The sequence below is a fragment of the Bacillus sp. MYb209 genome (assembly GCF_002975175.1).
Taxonomy (GTDB): Bacteria; Bacillota; Bacilli; order Bacillales; family Bacillaceae_G; genus Bacillus_A.
In genome coordinates, this window is sequence record NZ_PCNZ01000013.1 from 98,698 (window position 1) to 118,957 (window position 20,260).

Consider the following 20,260-nt stretch of genomic DNA (forward strand, 5'->3'; position numbering starts at 1 on the left):
ATGTATGGAGCAGAAGGAATTACGATTACGGAAAGTGCAATATCTCATTTGTGACATTATGGATGAAATGAATATGGAGAGTGAGAAGAAGAACTTAGAAACATTGCAAAAGGTAATTGATCACCTTTCAGGAGCGATTGGGGATTTAGTAGATCCATCGAGTACGTATTCGTTGGACTATTTAGAGAGAAAAGTGCATACGGCCCATTATTTACTTTTTAAAAACGAGAGGAAAGCGTACTTATGTAGGAAATAACATTTTTTATTTCATTTGACATTGATAATCATTATCAATATGATAGTTATGAGTATATTCATATAAGAAGAGAGGTTATATTGATAATGATTAAGAAAAAACATGTTAATGCGTTCGTTATAGCAGCAACTTTAGTAGTTCCATTTAGCGATATTATGGCACCGATTGCGAAAGCTGATGCAGCGGTTGAAATGAAGGCAAATAGTAAACTAGCAGATGGCACATATGACGTTATTTTGAAGACTTATAAAGATCAAACAAATGATACATCAGTTGCTTCTACATATTTAAAAAATGCTAAAGTAACAATTCAAGGTGACAAAAAAATCGTTACGTTAACAGTTCAAGATAGTAGCTATTTCCAGTATCTTAGAGTAGAAGATACAAAAAAAATAGGGACATTCCATGATGTAAAAGTAATCTCCGAAGATAAAACAAATAACGGTACGAAAGTTGTTCAATTTGAAATTGATGAATTTTCGAAAAAATATAATATGCAAATGCATATATTAATTCCAGCAATTAAATATGATCATAAATATCAAGTACAGTTTGAAATAGATGCGAGTGCGATTGAAAAAAAATCTAAATTCTCTGATGTACCAACTTGGGCAGAAGAGTCAGTTCAATATTTAGTGGACAAAGAAGCAGTACACGGTAAGCCAGATGGTACATTTGCTCCAGCTGAAAATATCGATCGTAGTTCAGCTGCAAAAATATTAGCAACTGTTTTAGGTTTAGAAATTAATAAAGATGCGAAGCCATCATTCCCTGATGCGCAAAATCACTGGGCAACTCCATATATTGCTGCTGTTGAAAAAGCAGGTATTGTAAAAGGTGATGAGAGCGGTAACTTTAATCCGAATGGAATAATTAACCGTGCATCAATGGCTACTATGCTAGTAAATGCATATAAATTAGAAAGAAATGAAAATATTAAACTACCAAAAGAATTTGCTGACTTGAAAAATCATTGGGGTGCGAAGTATGCCAATATTTTAATCCAAGAAAACATTTCAATTGGAACAGATAATGGCTGGGCTCCTGGTAAAGCAGTAAGCCGTGCGGAAGCAGCACAATTTATTGCGAAGACGGATAAATTGAAGAAATAAAATGAAATGAAAATCAGTGAGGGACTATCCTCGCCGATTTTCATTTATTAAGAAAAAAACAAATTCCAAGTTGACACATACGAATTACAGAATTAAAATGAAAAGAAATCAAACAGAATACAATAGAAGCTCATCAGAGAAACTGAAGGCGCACAACGTTCACTTTTGTGAATAGATTGTGGGCCTTTTTCTATTGTACAAACTAAGGGGGCTTTATATATGAAACAGTGGAGTAAGACAACATTAATGAAAAGTACAGGTGTTTTATTATCAGCATTTGTTCTTTTGTCAGGTTGTGGTTCGGCAACATCCACTAGTAACTCTGAAGGAAGTACAGATAAGAAGGCAGTCGAACTTTTAAATGTTTCATATGATCCAACGCGCGAGTTATATCAAGATTTCAATAAAGATTTTGCGAAGTATTGGAAAGAAAAGCATGGTCAGACAGTAACTGTAAAACAATCGCACGGGGGATCTGGAAGTCAGGCGCGCTCTGTTATTGACGGTTTAGAGGCGGATGTTGTTACGCTAGCACTTGCTTATGATATTGACGCAATTAGTAAGAAGAAACAGTTAGCAGAAGATTGGCAGAAGCGACTTGCGGATAATTCTACTCCGTATACATCAACGATTGTATTTCTTGTGAGAAAAGGGAACCCGAAGGGAATTAAAGATTGGGCTGATTTAACGAAAAAAGGTTTGTCTGTCATTACACCGAATCCAAAAACATCTGGAGGAGCACGATGGAACTATTTAGGGGCGTGGGGATACGCACTGAAGAAATACAACAATAGTGAAGATAAGGCGAAAGAGTTTGTTAGCCAAATTTATAAAAACGTAGAAGTACTAGATTCAGGAGCACGCGGGGCAACGACAACTTTCGTTGAAAAAGGGATTGGTGATGTGTTAATCGCTTGGGAAAATGAAGCGTTGTTATCACAAAAAGAACTTGGAAAAGATAAATTCGAAATTGTAACGCCTTCGATTAGTGTACTTGCGGAACCACCAGTAGCTGTTGTAGATAAAGTCGTTGATAAAAAAGGAACGAAAAAAGTAGCAGAAGGGTATCTTGAATATTTGTATTCAGAAAAAGGGCAAGAAATTGCAGCGAAAAACTTTTATCGCCCTCGTAATGAGAAAGTAACGGAAAAGTACGCGTCACAATTTCCGAAAGTTCAATTATTTACAGTTGATGAACTATTTGGAGGATGGAAAAAAGCACAAGAAAAGCATTTTAATGATGGCGGCGTATTTGATCAAATGTATAAAAAATAAGGGGGGATGAGGTGACGTTATATGAGGAAGAAGCGTGTCTTACCAGGGTTTGGAGTATCTCTTGGATTTACAATGCTGTATATGAGTTTATTCGTACTTATACCACTTTCTATCGTATTTATTCAAACTTCGCAGCTAGGCTGGAAGAAGTTCGCACAAGTTATAACGAGTGAGCGCGTGTTGCATTCCTATCAAGTAAGTTTCACAACTTCACTTGTAGCAGCAATCGTAAATGCCATTTTTGGTTTATTAATTGCTTGGGTGCTCGTTCGAGATACATTTCCAGGGAAACGGTTATTAGACGGATTAATCGATTTACCATTCGCTCTTCCAACTGCTGTAGCTGGTATTACACTTACGACGCTTTATGCGGAAAATGGCTGGATTGGAAAAATATTTAGTGTGTTTCATATAAAAGTAGCTTTTACCCAGCTAGGAATTATTATTGCACTGACGTTTATTGGCTTACCATTTGTCGTCCGAATGGTGCAACCAGTACTGCAAAGTATTGATAAAGAAGTAGAAGAAGCAGCTTCTAGTTTAGGAGCGTCACGCTTCCAAATATTTGTGAAAATCATTTTTCCAGAAATATTTCCAGCTCTACTTGCTGGTTTTTCACTCGCCTTTGCGCGGGCATTAGGAGAATATGGATCTGTCGTGTTCATTGCAGGTAATATGCCGATGAAAACAGAAATTGCACCGCTTATGATTATGACGAAACTAGAACAATATGATTATGCAGGAGCAACAGCTGTAGCGGCTGTGATGCTTATTATTTCTCTTCTTTTCCTACTACTTATTAATGTGATTCAAACTTGGAGCAGAAGGCATGAACTGAAAAGCGAATAGGAGGGGAGAAAATGGAGCCAATAGTGTTGGAGAAGAAAATAGTAAAAATCATGTCAGCTAAAAAAGAATCTAAATTGGTACCAATTCTATTAATTACGATCACAATTTTATTTTTATCTCTCTTTCTATTACTGCCGCTTGTGACAATTTTTATGAAAGCATTTGAAAGAGGAGTTGATGTATATATTGCCGCTGTAACAGATCAAGAAGCATTTTCAGCAATCAGGTTAACGCTTCTCGTTGCATGTATTGTTGTACCGCTTAACACAATATTCGGAATAGCGGCTGCTTGGCTTATTACAAAGTTTCAGTTTAAAGGAAAGCAGTTATTATTATCACTTATTGAATTGCCGTTTGCTGTGTCGCCAGTTATTGCAGGATTAGTATTCGTTTTACTTTTCACACCTCGTGCAGCCCTCGGAGGATGGTTATTGGAACACGGGATAAAACTTATCTTCTCTGTCCCTGGTATTATCATTGCGACGATATTTGTTACGTTTCCGTTCGTTGCGCGTGAATTAATCCCGGTTATGCAGGCGCAAGGGAAAAGTGAAGAGGAAGCAGCTCTTTCACTTGGCGCAAGTGGCTGGAAAATGTTTTGGCACGTTACGCTTCCGAATATAAAATGGGGTCTTTTATACGGCATGATTTTATGTAATGCACGTGCCATTGGTGAGTTTGGAGCTGTTTCCGTTGTGTCTGGTCACGTGCGCGGCGTTACAAATACGATGCCGCTCCATATTGAAATTTTGTACAATGAATATCAATTTTCAGCAGCGTTTGCTGTGGCGACTTTAATGTCACTCATCGCAGTTTTTACGCTCGTTATAAAAAACTGGATTGAATGGAGAATGGAAAAACGACAATAAGGGGTGAGTGCGGTGAGTATTCAAATTCAAAATGTATCAAAACAATATGGTACATTTCAAGCGCTGACAGACATTCATTTGGATATTCCAAAAGGTGAACTGGTCGCTTTATTAGGCCCATCAGGTTCTGGGAAAACGACGTTATTACGAATTATTGCAGGACTAGAAGAAGCGGATCAAGGTTCGATTTCATTTGATGGAGAAGATTTAACTGATATTCACGTGAAAAACCGGCAAGTCGGTTTCGTCTTCCAGCACTATGCACTTTTTAAACATATGAATGTATTTGAAAATGTCGCTTTCGGTTTAAAAGTAAGAAAGAAAAGTTTAAGGCCTTCAGCATACGCGATAGAAGAAAAGGTAATAGAACTATTGAAACTAGTAAAAATGGATGGTTTTGCAAAACGTTATCCAGCGCAATTATCTGGCGGACAGCGCCAGCGTATCGCATTAGCCCGGGCGCTCGCAGTCGAACCGAAAATTTTATTGCTTGATGAACCGTTCGGTGCACTTGATGCGAAAGTGCGGAAAGAATTGCGAAGATGGCTCCGGAAACTACATGACGAATTTCAAATTACGAGCGTATTCGTAACGCATGACCAAGAAGAAGCATTAGACGTGGCAGACCGCATCGTCGTTATGAATGAAGGACGCATTGAACAAATGGGAACGCCAGAAGAAGTGTATGAAAATCCAGCAAGCCCGTTCGTGTACGACTTTTTAGGAAACGTAAACTTATTTCATGGCCGCGTTCATAAAGGTAAGCTAAATGTAGGATCGGTGGAACTAGAAGCGCCAGAGCATAAGCACGTTTCAAACGTAGAAGGAGTGGGGTACGTAAGACCACACCACTTATCAATTGGTCGTACGAAACAAAGTGTAGATGCAATCCCGGCGAAAGTAACATACTCACATGTGGTTGGACCTGTCGTATATGTAGAGTTGAAGCGCGACGGAACAGATGAGTATTTAGAGGCGGAAATTAGTAAAGAACAGTTCAGACAGATTAACATTCAAACTGGTGAGTCTGTATACGTACATCCGAAAGAAGTGAAGGTATTTATTCCGGAGGATTTTGTTATTTAATTGTGAAGGGAAGGGACTGTCCCAAAAATCGAACCTTTTGACTAGCGGTATTTTCTCCTTGAATAAGATCACATAGGATTAGCATAAGTAGCAAAGGAAGATTTGAATTTCAAATCTTCCTTTGCTGTATGTGTATATAGTTATTTACTCTTTACTAATTTTGTATTCTTCCAATCTAGTACGAAAGATTTATTAAACGTCTTTTGATCAACATCTTTTACATTATTTCCAACCCAGTTCGCAGTTCTGAACGTGAAGGGGAACTAGTTGTTTACTTTCATATTTAAAAATTGAACAAGCTGATTATTTAAATAGCTTGCACTATAAGAAAAATCATTTTGATACCAATGAATAATTATGCCAATAATAGCATTTGCTTGATAGGAACAATAGAGCTGATGATTGACGCCTTCTTTAAGGAATGTTTCTTTATCTTGAAGTAATAAATGAGTTATTTCCTCGAATAATAAATAATAGTACATTAAAGGGACTTTTTTTGAAAAAACAATACGGTAGAAAGGCTTATATTTTTCGATATGATGAAAAATCCGAATTGTAGAAGGTTCTAATTCACTCGTTTTTAAAACTGATACATATCGGTAAGGTTCTTGATAAGAACGTGCTAAATCTGCTGTGATTTCTTTAAAATAATCCTTAAATAAATCTTCAATTTGGTTATAATGCAAGTAAAACGTACCACGATTTACTTTTGCCTTTCTGCAAATTTCCGAAATTGAGATATCTTCTAGAACTTTTTCATTTAATAATTCTAATAATGCATTATGTAATGCTTCTTTTGTTTTCACAATACGCAAATCTGTACGTGTCATTTTTTCACCTCTTATTGAACACATCTCTTGCTTTGTGTTATTTAATGAACATATATTGTTTTTTTGCTTATTGTAAGCGTTTGTTTATATTATTATAATTTTTATTGAACAACTGTACAATAGAAAAGGAGGCCGTTTCGAATGAGATTAAAAGGCAAAGTAGCAATTGTCACTGGTGCTGCATCAGGCATGGGGAAAGCAATTGCAGAAGGTTATGCAAAAGAAGGTGCAAAAGTCGTTGTATCGGACTTAAACTTAGAAGGTGCTCAAGCTGTAGTAGAGGGAATGAAAGTTTCAGGTGCAGAAGCCATTGCTGTTCAAACAAACGTAGCTTCCGAAGAAGATCTACAGCAGCTATTCGCTGAAACAAAAAAAGCTTTTGGGAAATTAGACATTCTCGTTAATAATGCAGGTATCATGGATGGGATGGAGCCTGTTGGTGAAATTTCAGACGAACGTTGGGAAAAAGTTTTTTCGGTTAATACAGTAGCTGTTATGAAATCAATGCGTATTGCTGTGAACCTATTCTTAGAACAAGGGCACGGTACAATTGTCAATAACATTTCTGCTGGCGGATTATGCGGTGCACGTGCTGGTGCTGCGTACACAGCTTCTAAACATGCAGTTGTTGGCTTAACAAAAAACACTGCATTTATGTATGCGAACAAAAACATTCGCTGCAATGGTATCGCTCCTGGAGCAGTCATTACAAACATTGGCTCTTCAATGACGAATATGAGCGAATTTGGTGCAAGTCGCCAAGCATTAGGTATGGATATTAATCCACGAGCTGGACAACCAGAAGAAATTGCACATATGGCCATCTTTTTAGCCTCAGATGAAGCAAGTTTTGTGAATGGACAGGTTATTGCTGTAGATGGTGGTTGGACGGCTTATTAACTTAATTTACTTATTTTAGATTAAAGACCACTAATTAGTGGTCTTCTTTATTATTAGCTATGTTAAAGAATAGTGTTGATTTTTTTAAACATTAAAAGAAACCCCGTATTGGTTTGGAGTGTCCTTGTTGCATTAAAGCTCCCATAAGTTTAATAAAGATACAGGGTTATTAAATTAATATGTATTTATAGTGGGGGAAAATTGTATACCAACAAAAGAAATGTTTGGGAAGAAACAAAACAAATGGTGGAGTTAGCGATTTTATACAGTGGAACATGTGATAGTTATGATGGATGGGAAACAAAAATTGTAGAGTAATATATAATGAGAGACTATTCTAAATTGAATTTTAGATAGTCTTTTTTATTGTGAAAATAGGGGTCTGAAGTATTGCTAGCAAAATAACATAAAATGAATAAATACGTTGTTCTATTTGCGACATATACGTACGATGACGATAACCGTCAGATTGAAAAGAATATAAATAGCCAAGTGACACGTTACTTCTATGATGGAGATAGTATTCATCTGTTATATGAAACAGATGGAAGTGAATATTGTAAGTTTTATGCCGGAGAAGGGATTCAAGATTGTCAGGTTGATGTGAATCAAGATATATGGATTAGTTATAGTGATGAAGGGATTTTTGGAGAGTCCCCAATTGGAGCAAACGGTATAGTTGCTTTTGATCCTACAGGTAAATTGATTTTTAATAATTATGATCAATATGTAGAAAGGTTTAATGTACCTCCTATAGATGATTGTTATGCAATGAACGTTATAGATGGAGACGTTTGGCTCTATTATTATTCAGAATTTCCTTTAGTTCAAATGAAAGATAAAAATTTTCATATGTTGTGGAATGAAATAAATTTAACGATGGAAATATGGTCAGAAAGTTTTGCGGTTGTTCAAGATAAAGTAGTATTCATTACTCGAGATAAAAAGTTGGTTGTTTATGATTTAAACAACAATCATGTGTATGATATTAATCCTTGTAATGCAACAGATTCATGCTCACTTTATTATAAATATACACGTGAGTATTAAATCTCACAAGTGTAAAATAGAAAAGGTGGTTTTAATATATCAGTTACAAAAAAATGTCCGATTTAATGCAAGAGGATCATAAATAGCAGGTTACTATAAAGAAAACCTGTAAAAATAACTTTGTTTTGTAATAAATAAAGCAGTCTTATTACGGTCCGTTTGGAATGCTTACTATTTCCGTTAAACGTGCATAACAAGATATAATAGAAGAAATCAATAAGGAGGCTGCCTGTGAAGAATCTTCGTTATTTCAATATATTTACTATGTTAATTGTATACACGCTACTTATGTTTTACATCGGTTGGAACGGATGGGTTTGGCTCAGTACGGTATTGGGCTGGGAATCTTGGGGATATTACGCTTTCATAGTCGGATTTATTTCATATGCGTACATTCTCGTGCAAGTGTTTAAATTCCTTCCTTTCCTGCGAACGGTCGGTTCAATTTGGTTTGCGGTTATACAATACGCGCTTATGTTATTGCCGTTAGCCGATATTGCAGTCTTCCTACTGCAGTTTTCAGTGGAGAAAGAGACGGCAATTATTTGGACAGGAACGGTCGTTTTACTCGTGTTCGTCTTTATCTTCGCATATGGGGTATTTAATGCATATAGTCCAGTAGTAAGAAAATACGAAGTGCATATACCGAAAAAAGTAGAAGGGCGTAAAAGTTTACGCATTGCGATGGCTTCTGATATGCATTTCGGTAAACTGTCTGGTGTTTCTCATTTAAAGAGACTTGTCCATCATGTAAATGAAATGAAACCAGATATTATTTTACTGCCCGGTGATATAATAGATGACCATCCAGGTGTATTCATTCAGAAAAATATGGGACCAATCATGAAACAGATGAAAGCTCCATTAGGCGTATATGGTGTGTTAGGAAACCATGAATATTATGGCAGAGCTGTTCCTGAGTTTTTACAAGAGATGGATAAGATTGATATTCGTATTCTTTTAGATGAAGTCATTACAATTGAAGATCATTTTTATCTCGTTGGAAGAAGGGATAAAACAGAGCGTGATCGTCAAAGCTTTGAAAGTTTAATGAGTACGGTAGATAAATCGCTTCCTGTTATCGCAATGGATCACCAGCCATTTGAATTAAAACAAGCAGCGGATGCCGGCGTCGATTTACTATTATCCGGCCACACGCACCGCGGACAAATGGCGCCGAATCATATTGTGACGAGAAGAATGTACGAACTAGACTGGGGATACGCACAAAAAGGTGCATTCCACGCCATTGTTTCTTCTGGATTCGGATTTTGGGGACCACCGCTAAGACTTGGAAGCAGGTCAGAGATTGTGCAGGTGGAAGTTACGTTTGAATAGGTATGTGAAATAGAGAGCTGAGTGCTCTCTATTTTTTTATTTAAAGGTACAAAATATTCGAGTGAAGTTCTTTATTTACTCTCTGAAAAAAGAGATACTATAAGAAGACTCTGCTTGAAAAAGGGGGACTGTAAGTGATCATATCAGATGTACTATACGGAGAATTTGAAGTAGATAAAGTGCTAGAAGAGTTAATTTTAAGTAAACCAGTGCAAAGGCTGAAAGGGGTTCATCAGGCTGGAGCGAGTTACTTAATGAACGAGAAATGGAATGTAACACGTTTTGATCATTCAGTTGGTGTTATGTTGTTAATTAAAAAACTTGGTGGTCCGGTAGAAGAACAGATTGCTGGTTTATTGCATGATGTATCACACACTGCTTTTTCGCATGTCATTGATTATGTTTTTGATAACGAAAATGAAAGTTATCATGAAGAAATATTTAGCGCTGTCGTTAAAAACTCGGAAATCCCGGCGATTCTTTTAAAACATGGTTATAACTATGAAGATATTTTGTTAGATGATTCGAAGTGGACATTACTTGAAAGATCTGCGCCAGAATTATGTGCAGACCGAGTGGATTACACATTGAGAGATATGTATGCATATGGATATATTTCTTTAGAAGAAGCTCAAGATTTTTTAGAGGATTTAATCGCAGTTAATGGAAAAATGGTTCTTCAAAATATCGAGATTGCTGAATGGTTTACGAAGACGTATTACAAAGAGGTAATCGATTTCTTTATGAAGCCAATGAATATTTACGGAAATGATATGTTAGCTAAAACGTTAAAAGTAGCTCTTCATAAAAAGGTCATTCATGCAGATGACTTTCTTCTTGAAGATTACGAGTTAATTTCGAAATTGAAGCAATATAAAGATCAAGAAGTAGATGCTTTATTAAATAAAATTCATCCAAGTGTAGAAGTGAAAGAAGATAGAAATGATTATGATTTACATCAGAAAAATAAAGTGCGCCTTATTAATCCTCCGTTACTTCGTGAAGGGAAAGTTGTTCAATCGTCTGCCATATCAGAAAGAATAAAACAGATGAGTGATATTACTTATGAAAAAGCGGTGAGAGGGATGTATGTGAAAGTGATTTCTAATTAAAAAAGAGTAGAGCATCGTTTGGATGCTCTACCTTTTTCTTATTAATTATCAAACCAATTCCAAACCTCAATATCTCCAAGAGTAGCATAACGTACGTGAGGGGAATTTTGTAATTTTAATAATTCTTTTGAAGGTCCAGTAATTACAATGCCGTATACTTTTACTCCGTTATCTTTTACATATTTATAACGTTTATCTAAGTTTAGTTCGTTTTCAGGAAGCATAGCAACTGTACTTACAGTTTTTTTATGTGTAGAAAGAATGCGCATCATTTCAATTACTTTATCCTCTTGCGTTTTCTGATTTTCTGTTTCATCATCAAGGAATCCTATATGTTCTGGAAATCCTATAAAGTCGCTCCCAGATAGGATGAAATCTTCTTCATTTATTCTTTCTTGTCCTGTATCTAAAGCGTACCATAAAGGAGTTGGCGGCATTTCTTGTGCCCCAAATACGCTATATAGAAGTGGTTCTAATTCTTTTAAAGTGTAAGGTTTGTCAAAAGATATTGCTACTTCTGCAACGGTTCCCTCATGCACCTTTCCAAGTGTATCCCAAACTTTTTTAGATGCTACTTTTAAATAATCACCTTGTTTTATTTTTGGATGAACAAAGAAGATGTTGGGTTGATAGTGCATATTCACCCAAGATTTATTTGTGACATTTAAAGAAGATAAGAAGCTGCTTGTTTCTATTGTACCGAGTGGTATTTCTTTTTTGCCGACGGTCTTCACTAAATCAAAGTGACTGTTCGTACGAAAAAAAGCTTCTACACTTGTTCCGCCCCCCATAACACGGCTATTTGGGATAGTTGCTTCAAGTGCAAGAGAAGGAACACTTCTTATTTCTTCTAGTCTTTTATCATTATCAGCTTGAAAATAAAAGGCAGATAATACCCCGCCGATCATATATATAACGATACAAATTGCTAGTATAAAACCAAGCGTTTGTAAACGATGTTTCCATTTAATCCTCCAAAAAGGAACTTTAAGGTCTTTTGGCGGTAACCTTTTCTTAACGGGTTCTGTTTTTGTTAATAATTCATCCAAGTGAGCTTCACATTCTTCGCATGTCTCAATATGATTTTCTAACTGTTCTTGTTCATCATGTGTGAGCGTTCCTTTTTCGTACTTCTCCCATAGTTTTTTAAACTCTGTACATCCCATCTGTATCACTCCTTTATGTTTCTTACTTCTTTTCGCCCTCTGTGTAATTCAATTTTTACTTTCGCTAATGAAAGACCGGTCATTTCTGCTATTTCCTTATAGGAGAATCCGTAGTAATCTCGTAGTAGTAACACATTTCGTCTTTGGAGCGGAAGAGAAGATAAACTTTCTAACCAACTAGTAATCTCATGTTTTACGAAATAAGAGTGCTCTGTACTTGGCACGTTTGGTAAATGGAATTCTTCAATTTTAGTTGTTTTATACTTCTTTTCTTTTCGGTACCAATCGATAAAGGCGTTGTAGGCAATTGTAAATAACCACGGCCTAATTTCTTCTCCCTTATAATAGTCAATATGGACGAGCATTCGGTAAAAAGTTTCTTGCATGAGATCTTCAGCACAGTGGGGATCTCCGGTTAGGGAGAGAAGATAGCGAAATAAATCATGCATGTGCTCTGAGTAAATGTCTTCTAATGATTGACTTTGTTTCACTACATTTCCCTCCCTCCCTTCATACATAACAACGAAATACATATAAAAAAGTTACGATTTTTTATGGAATTATAGTAAAAAACGTCAAGAATTGGATAGGATTCTCTTTTATCATAATACATATAAGGCGGGTGAACAGAGGTGGAAAGCTATGAAACTCAAATTCAAAGGGCAATTGATTATATTGAAGAGGATGTAATGGAAAAACAAACGCTGCGTAATTTAGCTCGCATTGCATGTTTTTCTGAATCACATTTTCATCGCGTATTCCAGGCGTTAGTAGGCGATACAGTAATGGAGTATGTTCGGAAGAGGAGGTTGGCCCGGGCAGCTTATCAACTTTCTCATACGGATGAAAAAATTATTGATGTCGCATTTGAGCATGGCTTTCAATCTCACGAAACGTTCACGAGAGCCTTTAAAAAATTATTTCAAATGACACCAAGCGAATATCGAAAACAAGAAATTGAAACACCAATGTATTATAGAGTGAATGTAAAACAAAGAAAATTAAATCCATATTTAGGGGGCATACAAATGGAATATCGTATTGTAAATAAACCGGAATTTTTAATGGCGGGTTATGAGCTGAAGACGACGAGTAAAGAAGGGAAAAATCATCAAGACATCCCGGCCTTTTGGCAAGAGTATTTACAAAAAGATCTTGGAACGACGATTCCAAATCGTAAAGATACGAGCCAATGGGTAGAGCTTGGATTATGTACCGATTTTAATTTAGAAACAGGGGACTTCACTTATATTATTGGAATGGAAGTTACAGACTTTGAAAATGTACCAAATGCAATTGCAAAGCGTACATTCCCATCCGCAACGTATGCAGTATTTACAACGCCAAAAGTTCCTCATGAAGAAATGGTATCGTCTATTCATCAAACATGGAATGCGGTATTCTCAGAATGGTTCCCGCATTCAGGATATGAACATTGCGGAGTTACAGAGTTTGAACTATACGATGAGCGCTGCCATGCAGATAAGAGTGAGTTCGCTCAAGTTGAGCTTTGGATACCGGTGAAGAAGAAATAATAGAAAGAAAGACCGTCCAAAAGGTATTTCTGGACGGTCTTCTCTTATTAATAAGTTGCTACTATTGTCGTATTTTGTAGTTAAGTCGATATAATTTCATGTACTGTTGCACTCTTACTCAATAAGGGAATAACTCTAAAATTAACTGTAGTCGTACATTTTGGAGTTATTTGACGTTTACAATGGAAATACAAGAATAATCGTCGTTCCTTTTCCAAGTTCACTATCAATAGAAATCGTCCCATTATGGGCATGAACGAGTTGTTTTGTAATGGCTAGGCCAAGCCCAGTTCCTATATTGCTTTCTTCTGTATTTGTTCCTCTGTAATATCGCTCGAATAGAAGCTCTTTCGTTTTATCATCCATTCCTTTTCCGTTATCTGAAATAGAAAGTGTAAATGAATTTGCATTTTGGGAAAGTTTTACGATTACGTTTGTCGTTTCATTATTATGTTTTACAGCATTTGCTAATAAGTTTTCGATAATACGCTGGAACCATTTTTCTTCAATAAAATATTGAATCTTACTTGAACTTGGCACGAATTCAATATTTTGATTTTGCAGCGTTGGATTATTAATAAATTGCAGTAGTACTTTTTGAACGAACTGGTTAATTTCAACATTTACATGCTGTCCGGGAAGGGCATTATTTCTTAATTGATACGTTAAGCTTAAGTCGTCAATTAATGTAGTCATATATTGAGATTTTTCTTTCATTACATGGCCAAATTGTTGAATGTCTTGATCAGTCCAATTATATTGCTTCGATTCTAATAATAATGCATAGCCGTATATAGAGCTAAGCGGTGTTTTTAGATCATGCGTCAGGCCGGTAATCCACTCTTCACGTGTTTGTTGCAGTACTTTTCTCATTGCATCGTTCTTTTTCAAAGTAATAGAAAGGTGCTCTAGTGAGTTCGTAACATCTTTAAATATGCGGAACGACCATTTTTCTTTACCGGAGCGCCGGAACCGAACGGGTTTTCCTTTTTTACTAACAGGTTCTTCATATTTGCCGCCGGCTATGTTTTTAAGCCAGTGCATCGTGTGTAATAAAGGCTTTCCAAACTTATTTCCATACCAAATTGAAAGAATGACTAAATAAACAAACACAATAAGGAGGATTAAGCTACATCCGATTAGAAGTTTCTTGGTAAATACATCATCTAATTCATCATCTGGATAATAATGAGCGTTTGGGGCGGATACAACGACGAGATGACCACTATTTGAATCGTAAAAACTAGATGTATTTTCTTTATAATTCCACGGTTCTTTTTCATTAAGAGCTGTTTTTATAGCCGAAAATGTTTTTTTCTTCCCAGTTGGATAGGAAAAAATTTCTTCGCCATTGTTATTAAATATTTGCAGTGTTGCTTTTTCTTTAGAAAGTAATTGTTTTTCTTGTTCAGTTAATGCAAATTCATTTAATGATAAAGAAGGATGTCCTTGTTGTATCGTTTTTAGTAATGCATTACTTTTTAGTTTGGCACCGTAAATAACGAGCACTGGTTTCTTTTCTAATTTAATTTCCCAATAGTTAAATTTATAAATGTTGTTGCTACTATTCTGTAAATATGTAAGTAAGGATGTCTTTGTGTAAGCGGTCGGAACATCGTTAGGTGTATTAAAGTTGTAAAGGACCTTTCCATCTTCATCTACAATTTGAAGCCAATCACTCTTTTCTGTTATTAAATCTTTTACCTCAGATTTTAAAGTAATGTTATTGTCTTCAGAAGAAATATATTGGGAGATTGTAAAGGTATCATAATCAGAAATATTAGGTTCATATAAAGTACTATTAAGAAGAAAAATTAAATAAGAAAAAGAAGCAACTACTGCGATAAGTAACGTAACTAAGACAAAAACATGTTGTAAGATAAACTGGATTATAAGTCGTTTATTAAAATTCATATCTTTAACCTACTTTGTAACGAACTTATAGCCAAGTCCACGAACCGTTTTGATGTACAATGGATTACTTGGATCTTGTTCAATTTTTTCACGTAGTTTTCGAATGTGAACCATAACAGTATTATCATCTCCATTATAGGCAGGTGCTCCCCAAACTTTTTCATATATTTCTTCTTTCGAAAATACATAGTCCGGATTCTCACAAAAGAAGAGTAGTAGTTGAAAGAGTTGAGCGGAACATTCGACAACGTTCCCATCTACCGTTAGTTCCGCAGAATGTTGATCAATTTCAAATCTCCCAAATGAAGAGGAGTATATTCTTTGTTCTTGTATGTTTTGTTTCATATGTCTTCGAAGTTGTGCTTTCATACGAGCGACTACTTCTAGTGGATTAAATGGTTTCGTAATATAATCATCGGCACCGTATGAAAATCCGGAAATTTTATCTAAATCAGATGTTTTTGCTGTTAGAAAGAAGATAGGACAATCCGTTTTTTGGCGAATGATCGGACAAATGTCAAAACCGGACTGTCCAGGAAGCATCACATCTAAAATGATTAAATCGTAATTGTTTTGCTCGGTGAGAGATAAGGCTATTGCCGCAGATGTTGCAGTTGTAATATGAGAAAAACCTTCTTTTTCAAGAATGGTAGTTAGTAATTGTAAAATTGCTGTTTCATCATCAACGAGTAAAATGTTTGCGCGATACATATGAATCCCTCCTAATTTCCTCGAATATCATATCATCTTTTTGTAACTTATGGAATTTTTAAGGAAATTTTAAGGTTTCCTTTCACAAAAAATTAAGATTCAGATGATATGATAAAAGTAACATGGGGAGGAGATGAGTGTGAATCCGTTTCAAACGATGCGAGCTAGATATTTTTTAATTGTATTTGCATTATTAATTTTGATAGCACGAAATAGTAATGAATTGCTAGAAAATACATTTCATATACAAAATTCTTCTTTTATAAATATTTTTATATTTTATATCCTTCCAATACTATGGCTCTTTTATGGATATAGAAAGCATCGTGTTTCATTTTCATTATTTATTAATAGAAATGAAACATTTAACCTGGTGCAAGTTTTGTACATCGCAATTATGCTATGTGTTTTTAGTTACGGTTATCTTATTTTGTACATGTACAGCTTTGCCTGGATTACACCAGATTTTATTATGAATGCCTTGCATGAACCGATTATAGATAGTACAGGGGGATATGTATATCAATTTATTATGGTTGTATTTATCGCACCTATTATCGGAGAATTTGTTTTTCGAGGTTTTTTACTTCAGCGTTTTGCAGCAAAATGGGGAACTGGTATAGCGATGGTCGTTGTAGCACTTTTATTTGCTTGCTTACATGTTGATTTCCTAGGCGCAGCTGTATTTAGCATTGTACTATCAATTGTATATATTCGTACGAAAAGCTTACTCATGCCAATTGCTATTCATATGTTAAACAATGCGTTTGTGCTCTGTGCTTCTTTTCTAGTAAGCAGAGAAAAGATAATGAGTTTTGCAGATTTTTCGAACTATACAACATTCTTTCCGGGACTAATTATTTTTATAGCGGGATTGAACTTAGTACTCATCTTTTTATTTGTTAATCGCAAATATTGGAGCAAAGAAGTGCCGGTTATACATGCGGAGAAGGAAAAGAGCTTTTCGAGTATAGTAGGAGATAAGTAAGGTAGAGAAGACGTTTGAGAAAATATTGAAGGAAGTGATAGATTACACTTCTATTAGATATAAGTACTTTTCCATTAATAATGATACAGGAAATACTATTTTTCTTTTTATCGTGTTAGGGACATTAATAATAGTCAGCTTTATTATAGAAGAAATGATGAAGCGCATCTTCAGACAGTATGTGAAAAATGAAGAGAGTTATGTTAGGGCTCATAAAATGTTTGAGAAAGTAATGGGGACTTTTATTTTATGAAAATTAAATCATCATTAATTCGAAATTTGAAAGGGATGTATAAAATTATATGAATGAAACAATATCATCAAATAGGTTTTTTTATTTGATTGTACTGAGTTTAGTATTGATTACGACAGTAAATGTTGTTCTTCGCTGGGAGGAATCTTACTTTTTTATGTATTTAGCGCTCCATTTATTAGGGATTTTATGCATAACGGGCGGAGTAGTTGCTGAGAAAAAGCATGAAGAAAGTATTAATTATATGTGTGTGATGGGTCTTATCTTACTTTTAACTGTACAAGGTATTATGAAATATAGTTCTTTTTCTTTGCAAGATTTTAGTTTGTTAATAGATGTGCTTCCTTAAGGAGGATAATTATAACGACGCTATGTTTTAAGGACTATGAATATATACGATATGTAAAAGGCACTGGTTTGTAAGTACATTTCTTATACCAGATTATGAGCCGAAGAAAATATTTGAAAATAGGTGAAACTCTTCTTGTAATAGAAGAGTTTTTTTATATAAATTGAACGAACTAGAACAATTCTCACGATTAGCTTGTTCTAATTTTGAAAGTACGAACTTACAATAATAATAGACAGGCAGCATAGAGGAGGGAATAGCGTGAGGAAAGTTATTGGGTGGTCGCTTTTTTTGTACGCTGGGTTTGCGTTATTTATATATTGGTATTTATTTGGATGGAATCATGAACTCATTCCGGACATGTATAAAGGAACGAGTGCAGATCCAGAAACTTTTATGAATGCGAGGGAGCTTACGCTAAGCCAAGATTATTCGCGCGTGAAAAATTTACTGTTCTTTTTAGCGACGCCTCTTGAATGGATTATTTTATTATTTGTACTCGTGCTCGGTATTTCAAAAAAGTTTGAGAAATGGTCGAAGGAAACGACCAAAATAAATGTCTTACAAGTTGCGATTTATTTCTTTTATTTATCACTACTAACAACAGTTCTTGCATTACCGATGCAATGGATCGGGCGTAAAGTGTCCGTTGATTACGGCATTTCCACGCAAAGTACACAAAGCTGGATAAAAGATCATGTCATTGATTTTTGGGTGAACTATGCGACTATGCTGCTCATTGTTACGGTTTTATTATGGCTCATCCGTAAATTCCCGAAGAGATGGTGGCTAGCAGGATGGGCGCTTTCTGTGCCATTTACGATTTTCTTAACGTTTGTGCAACCTGTTATGATTGATCCACTTTATAACGACTTCTCAACGCTGAAAAATAAAGAATTAGAAACGAAAATTTTAGCGATAGCAGATAAAGCTGATATTCCATCTGAACACGTATATGAAGTAAATATGTCGGAAAAAACGAATGCTTTAAATGCATATGTAACAGGAATTGGAAAAAATCTTCGCATTGTAATGTGGGATACAACACTTCAGCAATTAAAAGATAAAGAGATTTTATTTATAATGGCTCATGAAATGGGGCATTATGTTATGAAACATATATATTGGGGTGTTGCTAGTTATATTTTCATATCGTTTATAGGTATGTATTTAATTAGTCGAATTTTAAATTTGTGTATTCGAAAATGGGGAGATACGCTGAAAATTTCAAAAATGGCATGTTTCTCGATTTTACCTTTATTTTTCTTAATTTCTTCTGTACTATCCTTTGCATCACAACCAGCAACAAACTACGTTTCACGCATAGAAGAACGAGCGGCAGATCAATATGCTTTAGATATGACGAAAGATGGGAAGTCTGGTGTGAAAACTTTTCAATATTTATCAAAAACAAGCTTAAGCCAGGTGAATCCACCTGCATTAGTGAAATTTTTCTTATACACACATCCGCCAATTTTCGAAAGAATTCATACGTTTGAACAATATGAAAAACAGAAGAAGCAGTAGTGTACTGCTTCTTCTTATTATGGATTATTCGAGTTTTGGAAAATTATAGTGTATAATATATAGAATATTCAGTGAAATATTTAGGAGGTTAATATTTTGTTTCATTCAAAATCAATGCCGGCTATAAAAATGATTCTTTCGATGTCTATTTTCGGATCGATTGGATTCTTTTCTGTGCAAACTGGTTTACCGTCTTTTGAATTAGTATTTGTTCGTTGTATTTGTGCGACTTTATTTTTAGCATTATGTTGGTTCGTAACGGGGCAATACAAAAGTGAGAAATGGAACAAAAAAGAAACCATACAAATATTAGCTTGTGGTGTATTTCTCGTTTTTAACTGGGTATTTTTATTTAAAGCGTTTGAAGTCATGTCGATTACAATTGCGATTTCTGTATATCATCTTGCACCGATCATCGTATTAATGATTGGTAGTATTGTATTTAAAGAGAGGTTTACAGTATTTTCCGTTCTATCAATCATTATTTGTTTTATCGGTACTGTTTTAATAGCTGGAGTAGATGGAAATGTATCGCTTGAGAAATTAATGTCATCTGGCATGGTGTGGGCGCTTCTTGCAGCTGTATTTTATGCATTTACAACGTTGCTCGGAAAAGGAATTAAGCATACGAGTGCATATGCGATGACATTTTTACAAACACTTTTAGGTGTATTTTTACTATTACCATTTATAGATTTCGGAGCATTTCAAGGATTAACACAAACGAATTGGATCATGATTACAGCGACAGGACTTATACATACAGGGTTTGTGTACTACTTATTTTTTGACAGTTTAAGAGATTTACCGACGAGATTAATTTCTGTACTAGTGTTTCTAGACCCCGGTGTTGCGATTATATTAGATACAGTCTTTACTGGATTCAGACCGACGAGTATGCAAATTGTAGGGATTGTCCTAATATTTGTAGGAATGGCGTTTACTTTCCGAAAGCCGCAAGAAGAAAGAGTGAAAGCTTTCTCAGAAGCATGATTTATTTCGATAATTGAATAATATTGTAAATATTTAGGGTATTCAATATAATTAAAAAGGAGGCGAATAAAGAAAAAGGTGGATGACCAAAATAATCTGTACCCTTTGTAAAGGACATTTTGAAAAAAGTTAGGCAACATCAAGAAG

20 protein-coding genes and 3 pseudogenes are annotated in these 20,260 nt (G+C 35.2%); 17 read left to right on the forward strand and 6 right to left on the reverse strand.

All coding sequences use genetic code 11. The annotated features are described in order from the left end of the window. The first annotated feature begins 4 nt into the window (after positions 1-4). The 6 genes from CQZ94_RS18815 (at position 5) to CQZ94_RS18840 (ending at position 5,447) form a co-directional block, all read left to right on the forward strand. Entirely contained in the window at positions 5-256 is a 252-nt protein-coding gene (locus tag CQZ94_RS18815; protein WP_105586580.1) for a hypothetical protein, read from the forward strand. Positions 257-342: 86 nt separating this feature from the next. Then, positions 343-1,368 (forward strand): S-layer homology domain-containing protein, encoded by a 1,026-nt coding sequence (locus tag CQZ94_RS18820; RefSeq protein WP_105586581.1) that lies wholly within the window; start codon positions 343-345, stop codon positions 1,366-1,368. Positions 1,369-1,587: 219 nt separating this feature from the next. Continuing rightward, positions 1,588-2,643 (forward strand): sulfate ABC transporter substrate-binding protein, encoded by a 1,056-nt coding sequence (locus CQZ94_RS18825; RefSeq protein WP_105586582.1) that lies wholly within the window; start codon positions 1,588-1,590, stop codon positions 2,641-2,643. Positions 2,644-2,664: 21 nt separating this feature from the next. Further along, a complete protein-coding gene (gene cysT / locus CQZ94_RS18830; protein WP_105586583.1) occupies positions 2,665-3,492 on the forward strand; it encodes a sulfate ABC transporter permease subunit CysT in 828 nt (275 codons plus the stop codon). A gap of 11 nt (positions 3,493-3,503) precedes the next feature. After that, entirely contained in the window at positions 3,504-4,361 is an 858-nt protein-coding gene (gene cysW / locus CQZ94_RS18835) for a sulfate ABC transporter permease subunit CysW (RefSeq protein ID WP_105586584.1), read from the forward strand. A 12-nt stretch (positions 4,362-4,373) separates the two neighbouring features. After that, positions 4,374-5,447 (forward strand): sulfate/molybdate ABC transporter ATP-binding protein, encoded by a 1,074-nt coding sequence (locus CQZ94_RS18840; protein ID WP_105586585.1) that lies wholly within the window; start codon positions 4,374-4,376, stop codon positions 5,445-5,447. Between the two features lie 140 nt (positions 5,448-5,587). Here CQZ94_RS18840 and CQZ94_RS18845 read toward each other — a convergent pair. Beyond that, positions 5,588-5,704 (reverse strand): annotated as a pseudogene (locus CQZ94_RS18845) (beta-channel forming cytolysin CytK2); the annotation flags it as partial. Between the two features lie 6 nt (positions 5,705-5,710). Continuing rightward, positions 5,711-6,277 carry a TetR/AcrR family transcriptional regulator gene (locus CQZ94_RS18850; RefSeq protein ID WP_105586586.1) on the reverse strand — a complete coding sequence of 189 codons (567 nt, stop codon included), beginning with the start codon at positions 6,275-6,277 and terminating at the stop codon, positions 5,711-5,713. A 141-nt stretch (positions 6,278-6,418) separates the two neighbouring features. Between CQZ94_RS18850 and CQZ94_RS18855 the strand changes: the two genes are divergently transcribed. The 5 genes and pseudogenes from CQZ94_RS18855 (at position 6,419) to CQZ94_RS18875 (ending at position 10,677) form a co-directional block, all read left to right on the forward strand. Beyond that, complete coding sequence (locus CQZ94_RS18855; protein ID WP_105586587.1) at positions 6,419-7,177, forward strand: SDR family oxidoreductase; 759 nt, start codon at positions 6,419-6,421, stop codon at positions 7,175-7,177. 432 nt (positions 7,178-7,609) lie between these two features. Continuing rightward, positions 7,610-7,729: pseudogene (locus tag CQZ94_RS32405) on the forward strand (RHS repeat domain-containing protein); the annotation flags it as partial. Further along, positions 7,712-8,179 (forward strand): annotated as a pseudogene (locus CQZ94_RS18865) (hypothetical protein); the annotation flags it as partial. The pseudogenes CQZ94_RS32405 and CQZ94_RS18865, both read left to right, overlap by 18 nt. 279 nt (positions 8,180-8,458) lie before the next feature. After that, positions 8,459-9,565 (forward strand): metallophosphoesterase, encoded by a 1,107-nt coding sequence (locus CQZ94_RS18870; protein ID WP_105586588.1) that lies wholly within the window; start codon positions 8,459-8,461, stop codon positions 9,563-9,565. Between the two features lie 134 nt (positions 9,566-9,699). Further along, positions 9,700-10,677: an HD domain-containing protein gene (locus CQZ94_RS18875; RefSeq protein ID WP_105586589.1), complete on the forward strand. Its 978-nt coding sequence runs from the start codon at positions 9,700-9,702 to the stop codon at positions 10,675-10,677. 41 nt (positions 10,678-10,718) lie between these two features. Here the strand turns inward: CQZ94_RS18875 and CQZ94_RS18880 are convergent, their stop codons facing one another. Together CQZ94_RS18880 and CQZ94_RS18885 are read right to left on the reverse strand one after the other, a co-directional pair. Continuing rightward, entirely contained in the window at positions 10,719-11,843 is a 1,125-nt protein-coding gene (locus CQZ94_RS18880; protein WP_105586590.1) for an anti-sigma factor, read from the reverse strand. A gap of 5 nt (positions 11,844-11,848) precedes the next feature. Next, the gene (locus CQZ94_RS18885; RefSeq protein ID WP_105586591.1) at positions 11,849-12,334 is read right to left on the reverse strand and encodes an RNA polymerase sigma factor; all 486 of its coding nucleotides are present in this window, start codon (positions 12,332-12,334) and stop codon (positions 11,849-11,851) included. A gap of 141 nt (positions 12,335-12,475) precedes the next feature. Here CQZ94_RS18885 and CQZ94_RS18890 point away from each other — a divergent pair, with 141 nt between their 5' ends. Then, positions 12,476-13,378 carry an AraC family transcriptional regulator gene (locus CQZ94_RS18890; RefSeq protein WP_105586592.1) on the forward strand — a complete coding sequence of 301 codons (903 nt, stop codon included), beginning with the start codon at positions 12,476-12,478 and terminating at the stop codon, positions 13,376-13,378. 177 nt (positions 13,379-13,555) lie between these two features. Here CQZ94_RS18890 and CQZ94_RS18895 read toward each other — a convergent pair whose 3' ends face one another. Continuing rightward, complete coding sequence (locus CQZ94_RS18895) at positions 13,556-15,292, reverse strand: ATP-binding response regulator (RefSeq protein ID WP_105586593.1); 1,737 nt, start codon at positions 15,290-15,292, stop codon at positions 13,556-13,558. 9 nt (positions 15,293-15,301) lie between these two features. Next, positions 15,302-16,003 carry a response regulator transcription factor gene (locus CQZ94_RS18900; RefSeq protein ID WP_105586594.1) on the reverse strand — a complete coding sequence of 234 codons (702 nt, stop codon included), beginning with the start codon at positions 16,001-16,003 and terminating at the stop codon, positions 15,302-15,304. Positions 16,004-16,142: 139 nt separating this feature from the next. Here CQZ94_RS18900 and CQZ94_RS18905 point away from each other — a divergent pair, with 139 nt between their 5' ends. From CQZ94_RS18905 to CQZ94_RS18925, 5 genes are all read left to right on the forward strand, one after another. Next, a complete protein-coding gene (locus CQZ94_RS18905) occupies positions 16,143-16,991 on the forward strand; it encodes a CPBP family intramembrane glutamic endopeptidase (RefSeq protein WP_105586595.1) in 849 nt (282 codons plus the stop codon). Between the two features lie 25 nt (positions 16,992-17,016). Then, positions 17,017-17,244, forward strand: a complete 228-nt coding sequence (locus CQZ94_RS32240; RefSeq protein WP_105586596.1) for a malate synthase — start codon at positions 17,017-17,019, stop codon at positions 17,242-17,244. 49 nt (positions 17,245-17,293) lie between these two features. Beyond that, positions 17,294-17,593 carry a hypothetical protein gene (locus CQZ94_RS18915; RefSeq protein WP_105586597.1) on the forward strand — a complete coding sequence of 100 codons (300 nt, stop codon included), beginning with the start codon at positions 17,294-17,296 and terminating at the stop codon, positions 17,591-17,593. 261 nt (positions 17,594-17,854) lie between these two features. After that, a complete protein-coding gene (locus tag CQZ94_RS18920) occupies positions 17,855-19,120 on the forward strand; it encodes a M48 family metallopeptidase (protein WP_105586598.1) in 1,266 nt (421 codons plus the stop codon). Between the two features lie 96 nt (positions 19,121-19,216). After that, complete coding sequence (locus CQZ94_RS18925; protein ID WP_105586599.1) at positions 19,217-20,113, forward strand: DMT family transporter; 897 nt, start codon at positions 19,217-19,219, stop codon at positions 20,111-20,113. The last annotated feature ends 147 nt before the right edge of the window (positions 20,114-20,260 follow it).

Excerpts from the sequence above, each read along its gene's own strand:
- CQZ94_RS18900 (WP_105586594.1), bottom strand. The coding sequence starts at position 16,003 with ATGTATCGCGCAAACATTTTACTCGTTGATGATGAAACAGCAATTTTA.
- CQZ94_RS18820 (WP_105586581.1), top strand. The coding sequence starts at position 343 with ATGATTAAGAAAAAACATGTTAATGCGTTCGTTATAGCAGCAACTTTA.
- cysW (WP_105586584.1), top strand. The coding sequence starts at position 3,504 with ATGGAGCCAATAGTGTTGGAGAAGAAAATAGTAAAAATCATGTCAGCT.
- CQZ94_RS18915 (WP_105586597.1), top strand. The coding sequence starts at position 17,294 with ATGAATGAAACAATATCATCAAATAGGTTTTTTTATTTGATTGTACTG.
- CQZ94_RS18895 (WP_105586593.1), bottom strand. The coding sequence starts at position 15,292 with ATGAATTTTAATAAACGACTTATAATCCAGTTTATCTTACAACATGTT.
- cysT (WP_105586583.1), top strand. The coding sequence starts at position 2,665 with ATGAGGAAGAAGCGTGTCTTACCAGGGTTTGGAGTATCTCTTGGATTT.
- CQZ94_RS18880 (WP_105586590.1), bottom strand. The coding sequence starts at position 11,843 with ATGGGATGTACAGAGTTTAAAAAACTATGGGAGAAGTACGAAAAAGGA.
- CQZ94_RS18855 (WP_105586587.1), top strand. The coding sequence starts at position 6,419 with ATGAGATTAAAAGGCAAAGTAGCAATTGTCACTGGTGCTGCATCAGGC.
- CQZ94_RS18825 (WP_105586582.1), top strand. The coding sequence starts at position 1,588 with ATGAAACAGTGGAGTAAGACAACATTAATGAAAAGTACAGGTGTTTTA.
- CQZ94_RS18850 (WP_105586586.1), bottom strand. The coding sequence starts at position 6,277 with ATGACACGTACAGATTTGCGTATTGTGAAAACAAAAGAAGCATTACAT.
- CQZ94_RS18815 (WP_105586580.1), top strand. The coding sequence starts at position 5 with ATGGAGCAGAAGGAATTACGATTACGGAAAGTGCAATATCTCATTTGT.